This window comes from Gracilibacillus xinjiangensis, assembly GCF_042651765.1.
Lineage (GTDB): Bacteria > Bacillota > Bacilli > Bacillales > Amphibacillaceae > Gracilibacillus > Gracilibacillus xinjiangensis.
The window spans coordinates 1,300,976-1,316,386 of sequence record NZ_JBHSDT010000004.1; the positions used below are offsets into that span (position 1 = coordinate 1,300,976).

Annotated in this window: 18 protein-coding genes; all 18 read left to right on the plus strand. The window is 38.9% G+C overall.

The window, feature by feature from the left end:
* Positions 1-12 precede the first annotated feature (12 nt).
* Positions 13-1,161 carry a sugar ABC transporter substrate-binding protein gene (locus ACFOY7_RS10400; RefSeq protein WP_390251980.1) on the plus strand — a complete coding sequence of 383 codons (1,149 nt, stop codon included), beginning with the start codon at positions 13-15 and terminating at the stop codon, positions 1,159-1,161.
* A gap of 106 nt (positions 1,162-1,267) precedes the next feature.
* The gene (locus ACFOY7_RS10405; RefSeq protein WP_390251981.1) at positions 1,268-2,776 is read left to right on the plus strand and encodes a sugar ABC transporter ATP-binding protein; all 1,509 of its coding nucleotides are present in this window, start codon (positions 1,268-1,270) and stop codon (positions 2,774-2,776) included.
* The gene (locus ACFOY7_RS10410) at positions 2,773-3,783 is read left to right on the plus strand and encodes an ABC transporter permease (protein WP_390251982.1); all 1,011 of its coding nucleotides are present in this window, start codon (positions 2,773-2,775) and stop codon (positions 3,781-3,783) included. The genes ACFOY7_RS10405 and ACFOY7_RS10410 overlap by 4 nt, the downstream gene beginning before the upstream one ends.
* Positions 3,784-3,825: 42 nt before the next feature.
* Entirely contained in the window at positions 3,826-5,013 is a 1,188-nt protein-coding gene (gene mtnK / locus ACFOY7_RS10415) for an S-methyl-5-thioribose kinase (protein WP_390252079.1), read from the plus strand.
* A gap of 11 nt (positions 5,014-5,024) precedes the next feature.
* Positions 5,025-6,089, plus strand: coding sequence for an S-methyl-5-thioribose-1-phosphate isomerase (gene mtnA / locus ACFOY7_RS10420; protein ID WP_390251983.1), 1,065 nt, complete (start codon positions 5,025-5,027; stop codon positions 6,087-6,089).
* A 22-nt stretch (positions 6,090-6,111) separates the two neighbouring features.
* Positions 6,112-6,906: a class II aldolase/adducin family protein gene (locus ACFOY7_RS10425; RefSeq protein WP_390251984.1), complete on the plus strand. Its 795-nt coding sequence runs from the start codon at positions 6,112-6,114 to the stop codon at positions 6,904-6,906.
* Positions 6,907-8,427, plus strand: coding sequence for an aldehyde dehydrogenase family protein (locus ACFOY7_RS10430; RefSeq protein ID WP_390251985.1), 1,521 nt, complete (start codon positions 6,907-6,909; stop codon positions 8,425-8,427).
* 10 nt (positions 8,428-8,437) lie between these two features.
* Positions 8,438-8,758 (plus strand): BMC domain-containing protein, encoded by a 321-nt coding sequence (locus ACFOY7_RS10435; RefSeq protein WP_390251986.1) that lies wholly within the window; start codon positions 8,438-8,440, stop codon positions 8,756-8,758.
* A gap of 20 nt (positions 8,759-8,778) precedes the next feature.
* On the plus strand, positions 8,779-9,063 hold the full coding sequence (locus ACFOY7_RS10440; protein WP_390251987.1) for a BMC domain-containing protein: 285 nt from the start codon (positions 8,779-8,781) through the stop codon (positions 9,061-9,063).
* The gene (locus tag ACFOY7_RS10445) at positions 9,060-9,449 is read left to right on the plus strand and encodes a BMC domain-containing protein (RefSeq protein ID WP_390251988.1); all 390 of its coding nucleotides are present in this window, start codon (positions 9,060-9,062) and stop codon (positions 9,447-9,449) included. The genes ACFOY7_RS10440 and ACFOY7_RS10445 overlap by 4 nt, the downstream gene beginning before the upstream one ends.
* Positions 9,442-9,714: a BMC domain-containing protein gene (locus ACFOY7_RS10450; protein ID WP_390251989.1), complete on the plus strand. Its 273-nt coding sequence runs from the start codon at positions 9,442-9,444 to the stop codon at positions 9,712-9,714. The genes ACFOY7_RS10445 and ACFOY7_RS10450 overlap by 8 nt, the downstream gene beginning before the upstream one ends.
* A gap of 256 nt (positions 9,715-9,970) precedes the next feature.
* Positions 9,971-10,249: a BMC domain-containing protein gene (locus ACFOY7_RS10455; protein WP_390251990.1), complete on the plus strand. Its 279-nt coding sequence runs from the start codon at positions 9,971-9,973 to the stop codon at positions 10,247-10,249.
* Positions 10,250-10,262: 13 nt separating this feature from the next.
* Positions 10,263-10,934 carry a phosphate propanoyltransferase gene (locus tag ACFOY7_RS10460; protein ID WP_390251991.1) on the plus strand — a complete coding sequence of 224 codons (672 nt, stop codon included), beginning with the start codon at positions 10,263-10,265 and terminating at the stop codon, positions 10,932-10,934.
* A 28-nt stretch (positions 10,935-10,962) separates the two neighbouring features.
* Positions 10,963-11,217, plus strand: a complete 255-nt coding sequence (locus ACFOY7_RS10465; protein ID WP_390251992.1) for a EutN/CcmL family microcompartment protein — start codon at positions 10,963-10,965, stop codon at positions 11,215-11,217.
* Between the two features lie 39 nt (positions 11,218-11,256).
* Positions 11,257-12,588, plus strand: a complete 1,332-nt coding sequence (locus tag ACFOY7_RS10470) for a CoA-disulfide reductase (RefSeq protein WP_390251993.1) — start codon at positions 11,257-11,259, stop codon at positions 12,586-12,588.
* A gap of 23 nt (positions 12,589-12,611) precedes the next feature.
* Entirely contained in the window at positions 12,612-13,445 is an 834-nt protein-coding gene (locus tag ACFOY7_RS10475; RefSeq protein ID WP_390251994.1) for a CoA transferase subunit A, read from the plus strand.
* Positions 13,439-14,158, plus strand: coding sequence for a CoA-transferase subunit beta (locus tag ACFOY7_RS10480; RefSeq protein ID WP_390251995.1), 720 nt, complete (start codon positions 13,439-13,441; stop codon positions 14,156-14,158). The genes ACFOY7_RS10475 and ACFOY7_RS10480 overlap by 7 nt, the downstream gene beginning before the upstream one ends.
* 97 nt (positions 14,159-14,255) lie before the next feature.
* Entirely contained in the window at positions 14,256-15,302 is a 1,047-nt protein-coding gene (locus ACFOY7_RS10485; RefSeq protein WP_390251996.1) for a BMP family lipoprotein, read from the plus strand.
* Positions 15,303-15,411 lie beyond the last annotated feature (109 nt).

A 15,411-nucleotide genomic window follows, 5' to 3' on the forward strand; every position in this document is an offset into this window, starting at 1 on the left:
GGGGGAGATCACATGAGAAGTTCAAAACTTTTCACGCTATTATTTGCAGCATTGTTCGTTTTATTATTAGCAGCATGCGGCAGCGGCAATGAAGAAACAACATCAGGCGAAGAGGCTGGTGCAGGAACAGGAGAGGATGCTTCAACTGAAGAATCTGCTAATCTGGAAGGAGTACCAGAAGCATTCCAACAAGCGGAACCATTGAAAGTTATGGTTGTTCGTAAAATTGGCGGCGATGACCATACAGCACAATACTTAGCTGGTGCCCAACAAGAAGCAACAGCTTTAGGAATGGAAGTAGAAACATTCTCAGCAAATGGGGATACTACAAAGTTCCATGACACCATTCAACAAGCCATTGACCAAGAATACGATGGGCTAGTAATCTCACATGGTGATGATGCAGCAACAGCTGATTTAGTCCAAGCAGCAAGAGATGCTGGGATTGAAGTAGTTACATTTGACTCAGTTGAAGATTTAAAAGAGATTGATGGCGTAACATTAACCTCTCAAGATGATGAGGCTTTAGCAACGTTAGTTCTGGAAAAATTAGTAGAAGAACAGGAAGCGGAAGCTAACATTGGTTACCTGTGGGTCGATGGATTCCCGCCAATGGTAAGAAGAAATAATGTATATACACAAGTACTAGAAGAAAACCCAGGTATTGAGGAGTTAGAACGCTTTGGGGTAGCTACTGATAACACAACAGTCGACACACAAAATGCTGTCGCTGCATGGTTAAATAAATACCCAGAAGGTGAAATTGATGCAATTTTTGCTACATGGGATGCTTTTGCAACAGGCGCAACTCGTGCATTGATGGAAGCTGGACGTGAAGAGATTGATATTTATGGTATCGATGTATCTAATGCGGACCTTCAATTAATGCAGGAAGAAGGAAGCCCGTGGAAATATACAGCAGCAGTTGACCCAATGTTAATCGGTGCGGTAAATGTCCGTATTTTAGCAAAGAAACTAGCTGGTGAAGAAACACCTCAAGAATACTCATTAGAAGCATCATTAATCTCTCAGGAAGAATTAAATGCTTCTGGTGAAGAAGTAAACATGCAAACATTAGCAGATGTTATCGAAGGATGGGGCGAATCTGATGCGTTCCTTGAAGACTGGATGGTTACATTAAAAGAAAATAACGCCAACTAATAAGCAATGGTGATAGAAAGTAACAGTCATAGGCTGATTGCTTTCTATCCTTTTACATATTATCTGCTAGCTAGATGATTAGAAGATAAAAGTAGGTGAAAGAACAATGTCAGCAGCATTGCAAATGAAAGAAATAACAATTGATTTTCCTGGTGTTCGTGCATTAGATCAAGCTTCTTTTCAAGTAGATGCAGGAGATGTCCATGCATTAATCGGTGCAAATGGCGCAGGGAAATCTACTTTGATGAAAATCTTATCAGGTGCCTATACTCACTACACTGGCAGCATCTTTATTGATGGAAAAGAAGTTGGAATACAATCACCAAAGGATGCGAAAGAACTCGGTATTCAGATTGTTTATCAGGAAGTAGACACAGCGTTAATTCCTTATTTAACTGTTGGTGAGAACATTATGTTAAACGATTTAGTTAGCGAAATGGGGAAAAAACAGTGGGTTAACTATCAACATATTCATCAGCAAGCTAGTAATATATTGAAAGAATTACATATAAACGTTTCTTCAAAGCAATTGGTCAGTTCATTAACATTAGCAGAAAAGCAGATGGTGTTAATTGCACGAGCTATTTCAAGTAAGTGTCGTTTCTTGATTCTAGACGAGCCTACAGCCCCATTAAGTAAGTCAGAAACAGATCAATTATTCCGAATTGTAAGACAATTACAACGAGATCATGTCGGCATAATTTTTATTTCCCATCGTTTACAGGAATTGTTTGACATCTGTGATCATATTACAGTGATGCGAAATGGAAAGTTTATTAGTGAAGATCTCATTCAGTCCGTTACGATAAATGATATTGTGGAGAAGATGCTCGGTAAAAAGATGACGGAACAATTCCCTAAAATCGAAAAGACAATTGGTGAGCCAATTTTGGAAGTAGAACATTTGAGAGATACAGATAAAGTAATGGATGTGAGCTTTCACGTTCGTAAAGGGGAAATAATCGGACTTGCTGGATTAGTTGGTGCAGGAAAAACTGAAATTTGCAAGGCCCTTTTTGGGGCAACAGAGAAAGTGGAAGGATCTATTAAACTTAATGGAAGAAAAATAAAGCCGAAGATACCTAACCATGCTGTGAAACAAGGATTGGCATTTGTTCCTGAAGAAAGACGTAAAGAAGGAATTTTAGTTGAAGAAGATGTGAAAACAAATATAACTTCTGCTAATTTAAGTGAATTTACTCGATTTTTCTCTTTCTTAAATTTTTCCAAAGAGAAAAAGGCAGCATCACAAATGGTCGAACAGTTAGGGGTTAAGACACCCACAATTGATACCAAATTACAAAACTTATCTGGCGGAAATCAGCAAAAAGTTGCTATTGGTAAATGGCTTGTTACAGATGCAGATGTGTATATCTTTGACGAACCAACGAAAGGTGTGGATGTTGGGTCAAAAAAAGATATTTTTACATTGATACTGGAATTAGCAAAAAGAGGGAAAGCAGTAATTTATGCATCTAGTGAATTAGCCGAGATTATTGGTATTACTGATCGAGCGTACATTATTTTTGATGGGAAAGTAGCAAAGGAAGTAAACACTAAGGAAGTAACAGAAGAAGAATTATTATTTTATTCGACTGGGGGACAGGATGAATGAGTGGAAATTCCAATGAGGCACACCTACCTTCTGTGGAAAAAAAGAAGAGTGGTTTTGATTTTTTTCAGTTTTTATATAAATATGGCACCATAATAACGATTGTCTTATTAATTGTTATTTTTTCAATTGCTAATCCGTCTTTTTTACAAATGAATAACATTATTAATATTTTAAGATCGATCTCAATTGTTACCATTATTGCAATTGGACTGACGATCTCGTTATCTGTTAACGGGTTCGATTTATCGATTGGTTCCGTTGCATCCCTAGCCAATGCTGTTGTTATTTCCATGTTCGTGTGGCATTCACAACCTACTGGTATTGCGATTATTGTTGCATTGGTTTGTGCACTGCTTGTTGGTCTTTTGAATGCTTTTCTTATCGTGAAAATCCGCATACCTGATATGCTGTTAACACTTGCGACAATGTTTGTTGTGCAAGGGGTGGCATTAACATATACTCGAAGTGCAACCATTTCAGAGAATATGATCATGCCTGATGGGACATATGCAGAAGGGAAAATTCCTGATGCTTTTGGAATGATAGGTAAAGTCCCATTAATTATAATTCTCATGTTTCTGATCGTTATACTAGTTCATATATTTCTAACTTATACGAAACATGGCCGCTACTTGTATGTGATTGGCGGAAACCAGGAAGCGGCAAGACTATCTGGTATTGCTGTAAATAAATATAAAGTTTTGGCATATGTATTGTCAGCACTTTTCGCAGCAATAGGCGGAATTATGTTAGCATCACGTGTTATGACAGCAGAGATTAATGCAGGGGGGACCTATTTAATGGATGCTGTTGCTGCAGCATTTATTGGTTTATCGGTGCTTGGCGCCGGAAAGCCGAATGCATTTGGAACATTTGTCGGTGCTGTACTAATCGGTATTCTGGCTAATGGATTAGTAATGATGTCTGTACCTTATTATGCGATGGATATTGTAAAAGGTACAGTATTTGCACTAGCACTTGCACTGACTTATTACAAAATGAAATAGGAGGGTTTTAGTGTGACCGACTTTTCTACGAAATATTTTACAATGAATGAAGAGCAAGCAATAGAATATGCAAAGGAAAAGCTGAATTATTTCAAAGAAGATGCTTTGTTAACTTGTAAGGAAATTGGTGACGGGAACTTAAACTATGTTTTCCGTATTATTGATGAAAAAGATGGTGACTCGATTATTTTAAAACAAGCAGGTCCTGTTGCGCGAATATCAGACGAATTTAAAGTATCACCAGATCGTAACAGAATTGAAAGTGATATATTAAAAATCCAGTACGATTTTGTTCCGGACTACACACCAAAAACCTATCAATATGATCCTGTTATGAACTGTTTTGCGATGGAAGATTTGTCAGATTACGAGATTATGCGCAATGCACTAATCAAACATGAGATCTTTCCGGAGTTTGCAGATCATATTACGACATTTATGGCAAAAATGATTTTACTAACGTCAGATGTGGTGATGGATCATAAAGAGAAGAAAGATTTGGTAAAGAGTTTCATTAATCCGGAATTATGTGAAATCAGTGAAGATTTAGTATATACAGAACCTTTTTATAACTGTGACCGCAATGAGGTTTTTCCAGCTACACGTCCATTTATCGAAAAAGAGTTTTGGGCAGATAAGGATTTGCGGTTAGAAACAGCCAAATTAAAATTTGAGTTTATGACAAATGCGCAGTCATTAATCCATGGTGACTTGCATACAGGTTCTGTCTTTATTAAACAAGGTGCAACAAAAGTGATTGATCCGGAATTCGCTTTCTACGGACCAGCCGGCTATGATGTGGGGAATGTTGTGGCGAATTTGATTTTTGCTTATGCAAATGGACAAGCTGTCATTACAGATGAAGCAAAGCGAACCGAATTCACTTCCTACATATTAACAACAATCAAAGATGTGATCGATCTATTCAAGCAAAAATTCAGCCAATTATGGCAGGATACTGACAAAGACCTTGTCGCAACGTATGACGGTTTTTATGATTACTATGTAAATAATATTTTGAAAGATACATCTGCTGTGGCTGGATTGGAGCTATCACGCCGAATCATCGGACTTGCCAAGGTTGCTGATATAACATCAATTAAAGAAGAAAAGGCTCGTCAAAAAGCTGAAGAAAATTGTTTAACAATTGCCAAACAGTTTATCCTACAACGCGGTCAGTTCCTGACAGGTGCAGATTTTGTCAACGTAGTAAAGAAAGTGTTTCAATAGGAGGGGACAACATGTCAGAACATGTAACAGTCATTGAGTCTGTAAAACTGGATGATACAAATAATTCGATCATTTTATTGGATCAAACACAACTGCCGAATAAAAAAGTATTCCTTGAATTAAAAACAGTCGATGATGTGTGGGATGCCATCTACCATTTAAAAGTTAGAGGTGCACCGGCGATTGGAATTGCAGCGGCATATGGAATTTATTTAGTGACGAAAAACAGTGACGCCAGCAGTTACGAGGAATTCGCTCACACTTTTTCAAAAGTGAAAGAGAAATTAGCTTCTTCCCGCCCTACAGCTGTCAACCTGTTTTGGGCACTTGATCGTATGGAGGCAAGGCTTCTTAAAGAAAAGACTATGGCTATTAATGAAATCAAACGTGCGCTAAAAGAAGAAGCTGATTTGATTAAGAAGGAAGATGAGGAAGTTTGTGAGTCAATTGGCCGATATGCGTTGGAACTGCTGGAGCCGGGAATGGGCTTGTTAACCCATTGCAATGCTGGAACCATTGCAACGGCAAAGTATGGGACAGCTCTTGCACCAATCTACCTTGGACAAGAACAAGGTTATGACTTTAAAGTATATGCGGATGAAACAAGACCGCTCTTGCAAGGTGCTCGCCTTACTGCATGGGAACTGGACCAGGCAGGGGTTGATGTGACATTAATCTGTGACAATATGGCATCTATCGTTATGAAGCAAGGGAAGGTGCAAGCAGTGCTTGTTGGTTGTGACCGTGTGGCAGCAAATGGTGATGCAGCAAATAAAATCGGTACATCGGGTGTGGCAATTTTGGCAAAACATTATGGTATACCGTTCTATGTATGTGCACCAATGTCAACAATTGACTTAAAATCGAAAACTGGGGAAGACATAGAAATTGAGCTTCGATCAGAAGAAGAAATTAAAACAAAATGGTATAGTGAACCAATGGCGCCGGAAACTGTGAAAACATATAATCCTGCTTTTGATGTGACAGATAGTTCATTAATCACTGCTATTATTACTGAAAAAGGTATCATCTATCCAAACTATGAAGAGAATTTAGCGAAAATATTCGCAGAGTAAGTGTTGAAGGAGGTGCAAACCATTGTACCAAAAAAAGTATTACAGTGACTTCGAGGCAAAGAAATTAATTTGTGATATAGGCAAACGTGTCTATCAGAAGAATTTCGTTGCAGCAAATGATGGGAACATCTCTGTTAGAGTAGGCCCTGACACCATTTGGACGACCCCTACTGGTGTGAGTAAGGGGTTCATGACACCAGATATGATGGTGAAGATGAATTTAGATGGTAAGGTTTTAGCTGGTAACCGAAAACCATCTTCAGAAGTGAAGATGCACTTACGGGTATATCGTGAAAGTGAAGAGACAAATGCGGTGGTACATGCACATCCGCCAGTCGCCACATCTTATGCAATAGCCGGAATTAACTTAGAAAAACCTGTATCACCTGAAGCGGTAGTTTTATTAGGAAGGATTCCCGTTGCACCATATGCTACACCTGGCACAGAAGAAGTGCCAGATTCGATCACTCCATTAATTAAAGATCATCATGCGGTACTGCTGGCAAATCATGGAGCATTAACGTGGGGAAGAGATTTAATTGAAGCATATTATCGAATGGAGTCATTGGAACACTATGCATTGATGCTAACCTATTCGACAAATATACTGAACAAAGCCAATGAACTCAATTGTAACCAGATTTCGGATTTAATAGACATTCGAAATAATATGGGAATTAAGACTGGCGGAGTTCCACCATGTGATATCACACAGCAGCAAAAGCAGGAGCCCAATAAAGAAGAAGTCATTCAGGAAATTGTGGAAAAAGTCACCAGTCGTGTGATCGAACAATTGCAGAAAGGAGGAGCATTGTAAATGCAATTAAATGAAAGAGACATACAAACAATTGTCGATTCCGTACTTAAAAATGTGGAAGCACAACTTGATAAAGGTAAATCGGCGAATTCAGCAGCAAATCCGATCAAGATGAAACAATTGTCTCCTCAAACAGTATCATATGCTCCATCTGACGGAACCAATATTGATGGTGTTTTTACCAATGCAGATGATGCCATCAATGCGGCATATTCAGCACAACAAAAATGGATGAAAGATTTTAAAATTGAGGATCGAAATAATATTATTGCAGCAATCCGTGAAGCAGTCTCTCAAAAAGTTGAGTATTTTGCAAAAGCTGCCGTCGAAGAAACGAGATTAGGCAATTATAACGATAAAGTAGCCAAACTTAGTTTAACAGTAGAAAAAACACCTGGAACAGAGATCTTACAAACAGAAACATTTACAGGTGATAATGGGTTAACATTTGTTGAACAAACACCATATGGCGTGATTGGTGCAGTAACTCCTGTAACAAACCCTGTTGATACAATTGTAAATAACGGGATCGGGATGATTGCAGCAGGGAATTCAGTTGTATTTAATGTGCATCCATCAGCGAAAAAGGTTTCTGCAGAGATGGTACAATTGTTAAATCAAACGATTGTTAAAGCAGGCGGACCTTCTAATCTGTTGACAATGATCAAAGAACCAACAATCGAATCTGTTCAGCAAATTGCAAACAATAAGCATGTGAAATTACTCGTTGGAACAGGCGGTCCTGGAATGGTGAAAAGCTTGCTGAAATCAGGGAAGAAAGCGGTAGGAGCAGGTGCCGGGAACCCGCCGGTAATTGTTGACCAAACAGCAGATCTGAAACAGGCGGCAAAGGACATTATGGAAGGTGCTTCTTTCGATAATAATTTGCTCTGTATTGCGGAGAAAGAAGTATTTGTTTTGGACGAGGTTGCTGATGATCTAATCTTCGAATTATTAGCAGAGGGTGCCTATATGCTTGATCACAGAAATTTGGAACAAGCAATGCAGCTTACATTGAAAGAAAATAAAGAAGGGGTACCTGGCGGCTGCTCGTACTTAGCAAGAGACTATTTAGTTTCAAAAGAATGGGTAGGAAAAGATGCCTCCCTAATCTTAGAAAATATCGGTGTTCCGAATGTACAGACAAAGCTGTTATTATGTGAAGTCGATGCAGATCATCCTTATGTTCAATTAGAACAGCTTATGCCAATTTTACCGATTGTACGAGTGCAATCAATTGATGAAGCTATTGAGAAAGCTGTGCAGGCAGAACACGGCAATAGGCATACGGCAGTAATGCATTCAAATCATATAGAAAATGTTACAAAATTTGCCCGTGCAATTGGTACAACTATTTTTGTGAATAATGGTTCCTCATTGTCTGGCGTTGGTTTCAAAGGAGAAGGCTTTACAACAATGACAATAGCTGGGCCGACAGGTGAAGGTGTGACATCTGCCAGAACCTATACAAGACAACGAAGAACTGTAATCGCAAATGGCGGTTTCAATATAAAAGGGTAGGTGAACCGTAATGGCGAAAGCAGTTGGACTGTTAGAAGTGCTGGGGTATAGTGTGGCATTGGCAGCAATGGACCAAGCTTGTAAAGCGGCTGAAGTAAGAATCGAAGCAATGGATTGCAATAACCCTTCATCGGGGGACAAGGCTTCTATTCCTGTCGTGATCCAAGTTAAATTTACCGGGAATATTTCCGATGTAAGAATAGCTTTAGATGTGGCAAGGCAAGAAGCTTGTAAGTATATTGCTGATGAAGAAATTGTGACAAAATTAATTAGTAATTACGCGCCAGGGCTTGAGAATTTATTAGGAATAGGTAAAGTGAAATTACCATAATGAAGCAAGGGGAATAAACGATGTATCAGTCGTTAGGGATAATGGAAGTAGAAGGTTTAGTAACAGCAACTTCAGCAATTGACACCATGTGTAAGCATGCATTTGTCGAAGTTGTCAAAATAGAGAAGACTGGATCGGGCTGGGTTACCATCATGATTCAAGGTGATTTAGCATCTGTACAAGCAGCATTGGAAGTTGGTGTAGTGACTGCATATCGCCATGGCCAAGTTGTTGCCGTTAAGACTATACCGCGACCTGATGAAAAGCTGTATGGCAAGATGATACCAGAAGTGGGTGATAGATGATGAAAAAATATGAAGCGATCGGTATCATTGAAACAAAATACTTCGCTGTTGCAATGGAAATGTTAGATCAAGTCAGCAAAACAGCTGCTATCGAATTTTTATCAAGTCAGAATCAATTAGGCGGAAAGCTTGTTTCCATCATGATTGGCGGTTCGATCTCTGACGTCACATTGGCAATTGAAACAGCGAAACGTGTCAATGAGTCGAAACAAGATAGTCCATTGAAAAATGCTGTCGTAATCACCAATCCACATGAAGAAATATTACGTTTTGTTGTTCCGCAACCAAAACAAATTGTCAAAAAACGGGCAGCAAAACCAAGTATAACGAAAACAACAAAAAAAACAGAGGAAAAACCTTTAGAGGAGGAAAATAATAATGAGTGATTCATTAGGAATTATTGAAACAAGAGGACTAACAGCATCAATTGAAGCAGCGGACGCAATGTTAAAAGCAGCAAACGTAGAAGTAGTAGGAAGCGAAAAAATCGGCTCAGGCCTTGTATCAGTAATTATCAAAGGGGATGTAGGTGCCGTTAAAGCCGCAACAGAAGTAGGAGCAGAAGCAGCCGGACGAGTAGGCGAAGTTGTAGCAGTCCACGTCATCCCAAGACCACACGGTGATGTAAATAAACTGCTTAAATTGTCTTAATATATCCGAGAAGATTGGATTGGAGAACAGTCTACTTCAGCGGAATTTTCGGTAATTTGTACATTAATCAAACATTAATACCAAATCACTGGAGATACAGCAGAAGATTTGTACATTAAACAGGCATTAATACCAAATCACTGGAGATACAGCAGAAGATTTGTACATTAAACAAGCATTAAGACTAAATCACTGGAGATACAAGTTGAGATTTGTTCATTAAATTATCTATTATATTTTTCAAGGAGGAATACCAATGAGTGATTCATTAGGAGTAATCGAAACAAGAGGACTAACAGCAGCAATTGAGGCAGCAGATGCAATGCTAAAAGCAGCAAACGTAGAAGTAGTAGGAAGCGAAAAAATTGGCTCAGGCCTTGTGTCAGTAATTATTAAAGGAGACGTAGGTGCAGTTAAAGCCGCAACAGAAGTAGGAGCAGAAGCAGCTGGGCGCGTTGGCGAAGTAATCGCAGTTCACGTGATCCCGCGTCCACATGGCGATATCGCAAAAATCTTGCCTGAGTTCATTAAATAAAGGGTGACAACATATGACAGTTGAAGGCAGAGAAACACTTTATCGTGCCATCCGTGATGCTGTCATGGACGAGATTACCGCACATGGCATTGAACTGGTTCAAGAGCAAGATCATGATCTATTGGTGCCGGTTAGTGTTTCTGCAAGACATATACACTTAGAACAAAAACATGCCGAGATTCTTTTTGGCAAAAATTATACATTCACTAAGCATCGTGATATTTCACAGCCTGGACAATATTCATGTATGGAACAAGTGACAATTGTTGGACCGAAATCCCAAATGGAGCGAGTCCGTATTGTTGCCCCATTAAGAAAACAAACTCAAATTGAGATTTCAAAAACAGATGCTATCAAGCTTGGTGTAAACCCGCCAGTAAGGCATTCTGGAGATTTAAAAGGCTCTGCCCCATTAACAGTAATCGGGCCGAAAGGGAATGTGGACTTATTAGAGGGCTGTATTATCGCAGATCGCCATATTCATATGTCACCAGCAGATGCGAAAAGATTTGGTGTTGTAAATCACCAAAAAGTAAAAGTAGAAATAGACGGAGAAAAAGGCGGACTCATGTATGGCGTAACAATAAGGGTAAGTGATCGCTACGCACTAGATATGCATATTGATACAGATGATGCCAATGCATTTGGAATTAAGGGTCAGGAATACTTAACATTGATCAAGTAAACCTTATCCAGTTATGGAGGTTTATTTTATGGTAATTGGAAAAGTTGTAAGCAGAGTTATATCTACAAGAAAATATGATACATTACAAGGATATAAATTATTAGTGATTGAGCCCTTCAATGGGGAAAATAAAGAATGGTTTGTTGCTGCTGATACGATTGGTGCAGGAGAAGGTGAGCTGGTTTTAGTAAGTTTCGGTAGTGCCGTCCAACATGCATTGCCGCAATGTGCTCCAATAGATGCGATGGTTGTAGGCATTGTTGATCAGGAGCCAATTATTTAAATAAAGAATTATAGTTTTTACGAATAGGAGACATATGTCATGAAACTAATCGTAATTGGTGGAGTAGCAGCAGGAATGTCTGCTGCTTCTAAATTAAAGCGAATAAACCCGGAGGCAGAGATTATCGTATATGAAAAGGGTGACTATGTGTCCTATGGGGCATGTGGTCTCCCTTATTATGTCTCTGGTGAAAATAATGACCATACAAAAATGATTGCACGAACAAAGGAAGAATTCCAAAATCGCGGGATTGAGGTAAAGACAGTACATGAAGTGGTAAAAGTCGCTCCCGATAGAAAGCAAGTAATGGTGAGAAACAATCAGTCTGGTCAACTTTTTATTGACCATTATGATAAGTTAATGATCGCAACAGGTACTGTTCCAATAGTTCCGCCATTTGATGGCTTAGAGCTTGATAACATCCATGTATTAAAAACAATGGAAGATGGGATTCTTTTAAAACAGAAAGTGGGCAACCATAATATCCGCAATGTGGTAATTGTCGGTGGTGGTTATATAGGTATAGAGCTTGCAGAGGCAATGCATACATTAGGGAAAAATGTACGAATAATCGAACAGGCTGATCGAATCTTAACACCATTTGATCAGGAATTAACAGAGATCGCAACAAAACACTTGTATGAGAAAAAGGTTGACCTGCATTTAAATGAGAGTGTAAAAGGTTTTTCTGGAGACAGATCTGTTCAAAAAGTTATTACAGATAAATCCAGCTATGATGCTGATTTAGTCATTATATCAATTGGAGTAAAGCCAGCAACAAAATTTTTGCAAGGGACAGATATCCAACTTGCCGAAAATGGGGCAATTGTAATTGACCGTGAGATGCGTACAAATGTTAAAGATATCTATGCTGCTGGCGACTGTGCAGAAGTCTATCATTATGTGAAACAAGAAAACACGTATTTGCCACTTGGAACAAATGCGAATAAGTGTGGTCGACTCGCTGGAGAGAATATTGCTGGAGCCCATAAAAAATATATAGGTACATTAGGAAGTGCTGCAGTAAAAATTGTCGACCTTGAGTTAGCAAGAACTGGCTTATCTGAACTGGAAGCAAAAAGTTTAGCGATCGACTATACAACTGAATTTGTGAAAGCAGCGAATCATCCAGGTTATTATCCTGGACAAAAGCCATTGTGGATAAAAATTATTTGTGAGAAGCGCTCAAAGCGTATATTGGGTGCTCAAGCAATTGGTGAATCTGGAGCAGTTCTGCGGATTGATATGTTTGCTATAGCTATTCAAAACGATATGCTGGCAGATGAGCTGGGAATGACTGACTTATGTTACGCACCACCATTTGCAGGTGTATGGGATGCCGTGCATATTGCAAGTAATGCAGTGAAATAATTAGCAGCTGGAGGTGAGGATTTTTGTCCAAATTACAATCATTAAAAAAAGTTGTCGAAACAATTGCTGATAGATCTACAATTGCACTAGGGGGAAATGTATTACACCGTTCCCCGATGGCGTTTGTTAGAGAGCTCGCCAGACAAGAGAAAAAAGGATTAAAACTGGTAAAAACAGCTGGAGCGCATGATATTGACTTATTGTGTGCTGTAGGATCCGTTGAAACAGTTGATGCAGGATTTGTTAGTTATGAGACAGTTTATGGGCTGCCGCCACATTATCGAAAGGCTGTTCAAACAGGGATAGTAAAAGCTAATGAACATGCTTGTTATACCGTTATCAGTGCACTTAGAGGGGCATCAACCAATGTTCCTTTTATGCCTGTCAGTGGTTTGAAATATGGGGATCTTATTGAAAATAATGAGTATTTTGTTGTTGTAGAAGACCCCTTTACAGGCACACCTGTCACGTTAGTTCGCTCCATTTTCCCAGATGTTGCGATTATTCATGTCCAGGAATGTGATGAGGAAGGTAATGCTGTTATTAATGGCCCTAAATTTGAAGATGTATTAATGTCAAGAGCGGCTGAACGTGTAATCATTACAACAGAACAAATTGTCTCACCATATCGGATAAAGCAAAATAAAGAGAGAATTGATATCCCGGCATTTTTAGTTGATGCGGTTATTCATGTTCCAAAAGGGGCGGCCCCCGCTTCTTGCTATAAAAAATATGATGTTGATGAAAAAGCATTGCGTGAATTTTTAAGTTTAAAAGAAAAGCAGGAAATAATAGAATTTATTAAAAAGTATGAGCAACAAGATTATCAGCATGAGAGGGGGAACAGGACATGGTAAACTATCGGATCAGTGATTTAATGACATGTGCTATTGCCGATATGCTCCAGGATGGGGAAACAGTATTTCATGGGGTATCATCTCAAATGCCAATGGTAGCCATGCATTTGGCTCGTCATTTACATGCCCCCAATCTAGTCCACTTAAACATTCCAGGTGGTGTTAATCCGAGTTCGATTAAACAATCCTCTTATTCCTCTGCAGGAGCAGACTTAGTTGAAGCAGGAGAATCTTACTTTCCTTTGGACCAGATATTTGATTTATCGATGCGTGGTAAGCTGGATGTTGCATTTTTAGGCGGGGTACAATTCGACATCAATGGTAATGTCAATGCATCAGTCATTGGTGAGTACAATAAGCCAAAAGTCCGACTGCCAGGAGGTGCTGGTAGTGCTGTCTTAATTCCAACAGCCAAAAAAGCGATTATCTGGCGAACAAAACATGACCCGAGGACATTTGTTGAAAAGGTAGACTTTGTAACAACCAGAGGGAATTTGTGGAAGATTGTTACACCATTATGTGTGTTTGTCTTTAAGGATGGCAAGCTACAACTTGATTCGATTCACCCCCATACAACAATGGAGGAAGTCCAGAAACAAACAGGGTTCCGATTAATCTACGACGAAATACGCTACACAAACGAACCGACAACAAAACAACTGCAACTATTAAAACAGATTGATCCATATGACTATAGGTCGACAGAGTTTTAAATTTTCAGAATTTGTCGAAAATAGATTGATTTTATCAGGATAGTTCTTTATAATCACGGTATGTAATATAGATAGATAATTATAGGGGGACTAACATATGAAAAAGAGCTTACTATGGCTTTTTTCTGCTATTCTCATCATGCTATTAGCAGCCTGTGGTACAAGTAGTGATGATTCATCAGCAGATAAGTCAAGCAACGGTGGAGAAAGCAATGAGTCAAATGAAGAAGCTAAAAGAGTTGCCGTTGTATTAACAGATCAAATTGGGGTAAACCCGTTTTTTCAGCAAATTTCTGACGGTGCAACGAAAGCTGCAAATGAGACAGGTCTTGAAGTAAATATTATTGAGTCATCAGACCCAACAGAAGTAGAACAAAACCTTCAAGTAGCAGTAGCAGATGGTTATGACTTAATTTTAACAGCAACATTTGATGCAGTAGACGCCCTAACACGTGTTGCTGAGCAAAATCCCGATCAAGACTTTGCCATCATTGATGCGGTAGTTGATTTGCCAAATGTTAAAAGTGCTGAATTCCGAGAATATGAAGCAAGTTTTCTATTAGGTACAATTGCTGGTCTTTCCACACAAACAGACAAAATAGGAATTGTTCTAGCAATGGATGTTCCATTACTAGATAAATATAAAGTAGGTTTTGAACAAGGGATTAAACATGTTAACGAGGATGCAGAAATTCTTTCAAGCTATGTAGGAAGTTTCGAAGATCCTGCGAAAGCAAAAGAAATTGCGTTACAACAACATGCTAATGGTGCTGATTTCATTGCAGCAGCTGCTGCTGTTAGTGATCTAGGTGTATTTGAAGCTGCGGCAGAGAAAGGCTTTTATACTTCTGGACAAGATATTGACAGAACAGTTGATGATCCTGAACATATCGTTACATCCCAATTGAAAAATACGGACGTTGTTGCTTATGATTTTGTTAAAGAATACGGGGATGGGGAGTTTACCACTGGAACTCAATCCTTCGGCCTTGCTGAAAATGGTGTGGGAGTTGTTTTTGTAACAGAAGATTCTGAATCACCATTAAGTGATTTCATTGGTCAGGAAACAATTGATGAAGTGATCGCAATTAAAGACCAAATCATCTCTGGTGAATTAAAAGTACAAAATCCATTAGAGCAATAAGGGATTATAGAACTGTGGGCTGCTTTTATTATAAGCAGCCTTTCTTACTTAACAGCATTATATTTTAGTAGAATCAGTAGGGAGTCCGAAAACTCGAAAAAGCGTACTT